This window comes from Streptomyces boluensis, assembly GCF_009908195.1.
Taxonomy (GTDB): domain Bacteria; phylum Actinomycetota; class Actinomycetes; order Streptomycetales; family Streptomycetaceae; genus Streptomyces; species Streptomyces boluensis.
The window spans coordinates 1-2,253 of sequence record NZ_JAAAHS010000641.1; the positions used below are offsets into that span (position 1 = coordinate 1).

Sequence of the window (2,253 nt, forward strand, 5' to 3'; positions counted from 1 at the left end):
GGGGGTGGGTCGGGTGATGCGTGCGTACAAGTTCCTCATGCGGCCCACCGTGGGCCAGGCCGCCGCGTTGGGCGCGATGTTGGCCGATCACTGCTCGCTCTATAACGGTGCTTTGCAGGAACGCCGTGACGCTTACCGGCACGCCTCTAGGACGAGCGTGAAGTACGGGCAGCAGTCCGCGCAGCTCAAGGAGATCCGGGCGTTCGACCCGGAACGTCAGGGCCGTTGGTCGTTCTCGTCCCAGCAGGCCACGCTTCGCCGTCTCGACAAGGCGTTTCAGGCGTTCTTCCGGCGGGTCAAGTCCGGTCAGGCGCCGGGTTATCCGCGCTTCCGGGGCGTGAACTGGTTCGACACGGTGGACTTCCCCAAGAACGGTGACGGCTGCCGCTGGGACTCGACCCCGCACGACCCCGTCACCCGCGTCCGTCTCCAAGGGGTCGGACACGTCAAGGTCAACCAGCACCGGCCGGTTGTCGGCAGGGTCAAGACTGTCTCGGTCAAGCGTGAGGGCAAGCGCTGGTACGTGGTCCTGACGGCTGAGCAGGAGCGGCCCGAGCCGCTGCCCGCGACGGGCAGCGTGGTCGGCATCGACCTGGGCATAGCGTCGTTCCTCACCACCTCCGACGGTGAGCACGTGCCCAGCCCGCGCCACGGCCGGAAGGCCGCCGCGAAGCTCGAAGCCGCGCAGCAGGCGCTGTCCCGCTTCCCCCGTGTGCGCCGGGACAAGCGAACAGCCAATCATCAGCGTGCCGTCGTCAGGGTTGCCGATCTGCATCGCACGGTGCGTCGCCAGCGGCTCGACCACGCGCACAAGACCGCCCTTGATCTGGTCCGTACGCACGATTTCATCGCGCACGAGGACCTCAAGATCCGCAACATGAGCAAGGCTCCCGCGCCGAAGCCGGACCCCGAACAGCCTGGCACCTTTCTGCCCAACGGGGCCGCCGCGAAGGCCGGGCTCAATAGGTCGATCAATGATGCCGGTTGGGGGGTGTTCCTGACGATCCTGTACGCCAAGGCTGAGAGCGCCGGACGGGAAGTGATCGCTGTGGACCCTCGCAACACCTCCCGGACCTGCCCCGAATGCGGGCACGTCAGCGCGGAGAACCGGCCCACACAGGAGAAGTTCCACTGCGTCTCGTGCGGTCATACCGCGCACGCGGACACGGTGGGCGCACTCAACGTTCTACGGGCCGGGCTGGTCCGTCGCGACGCCAACCCGGCGTAGCGAGAAGCCCTCTCCTTCAGGAGGGGGAGGAGTCACGGCATGGGGCTTCACGAGGCTCAACTCCTCGTGGCTGAGCGCTTTCGCCAACTCGGCGCGCGTGTCGCCCGTACCCCCGAAAGTCCTCTCGACGTGGACTCGTTGGCCGCGCGTGCCGCCGACTGTCCCGGTCGGGTCGTCGAGGTCGTCGCGGAGTGGGACGGCGACACCGTGCATGACTGGTTCGTGGACCTGCTGGTGCGTACCGCCGATCCGGCCGGGGAACATCGACTGGCCACGGTGTACCGGCACTTGGCGACACGGCACCTCGGCGCGGAGGCCACCCCCGGTGCGGCAGGCGCGTCGCACCCGTCCGCCGTGGTCGCCGAACGGTGCGGCACCGCGCTTGCCGCGCGCCTCTCGGTGCCGTTCCGCTTCGCCGTCTGGTAGCGGTCACCGCGACCGCTCACCCCGCCCCGCGCCCGCGCTCACGCGGTGGACGCCGGGGCCTTCGTGAGGCCCCGGCCCGTCGCCCGCGCGGCCCCGCGCGCTAGGGAGACACTCCCTAAGCTCCCTGCCGTACCCCCTGCTCCACTGCCAACTCCGCGACGAGTTGGAACAGGCGCCGTTCGTTGCCGACGAGGCCCGCTGCCGCGAGGGCGTGGTCCGTCTCGGCCAGGGGCTCGTGGAGCAGGCGTGGGGCGCCGTCCGGGTGCGCGGTGTCGTCGAGGGCGGCGCGCACGCCCTTCGTGAGCCTCACGTACGCCTGGACTGCCGCCAGTTCAAGGTCCGTCATCGTCCGTCTCCTCCTCAAGGCATCGGACCCACCAGTCTTGCGCGTGCCACTGACAACGGCCGGAACGCGGGCGCCGGAGCGGCGCGTGGGGCCGACTCAACTCCCGACCTTCCCGGACCTCTTGAGTGGTAGTAAAGTTTCCTAACAGAATTCCTCCCGGACTATTGACGTGGACATGCGGTCTCGCCAGGATTCCTCCCGACGGCTCCCCCCACGCCGACCGAGGAGACCCCCATGTCGCGCAGCCGCACCC

At 69.2% G+C, this 2,253-nt stretch carries 3 protein-coding genes; 2 read left to right on the forward strand and 1 reads right to left on the reverse strand.

Annotated features, from left to right (window positions below):
- The first annotated feature begins 13 nt into the window (after positions 1-13).
- Together GUY60_RS36960 and GUY60_RS36965 are read left to right on the forward strand one after the other, a co-directional pair.
- On the forward strand, positions 14-1,228 hold the full coding sequence (locus GUY60_RS36960; RefSeq protein WP_161705880.1) for an RNA-guided endonuclease InsQ/TnpB family protein: 1,215 nt from the start codon (positions 14-16) through the stop codon (positions 1,226-1,228).
- Positions 1,229-1,267: 39 nt separating this feature from the next.
- Positions 1,268-1,654, forward strand: coding sequence for a hypothetical protein (locus GUY60_RS36965; RefSeq protein WP_161705881.1), 387 nt, complete (start codon positions 1,268-1,270; stop codon positions 1,652-1,654).
- 115 nt (positions 1,655-1,769) lie between these two features.
- Here GUY60_RS36965 and GUY60_RS36970 read toward each other — a convergent pair whose 3' ends face one another.
- Positions 1,770-2,000 carry a hypothetical protein gene (locus GUY60_RS36970; RefSeq protein ID WP_161705882.1) on the reverse strand — a complete coding sequence of 77 codons (231 nt, stop codon included), beginning with the start codon at positions 1,998-2,000 and terminating at the stop codon, positions 1,770-1,772.
- Positions 2,001-2,253: the final 253 nt, after the last annotated feature.

Bases quoted from the DNA above. Each gene is read 5' to 3' on its own strand.
- GUY60_RS36970 (WP_161705882.1), bottom strand. From the start codon at position 2,000: ATGACGGACCTTGAACTGGCGGCAGTCCAGGCGTACGTGAGGCTCACG.
- GUY60_RS36965 (WP_161705881.1), top strand. From the start codon at position 1,268: ATGGGGCTTCACGAGGCTCAACTCCTCGTGGCTGAGCGCTTTCGCCAA.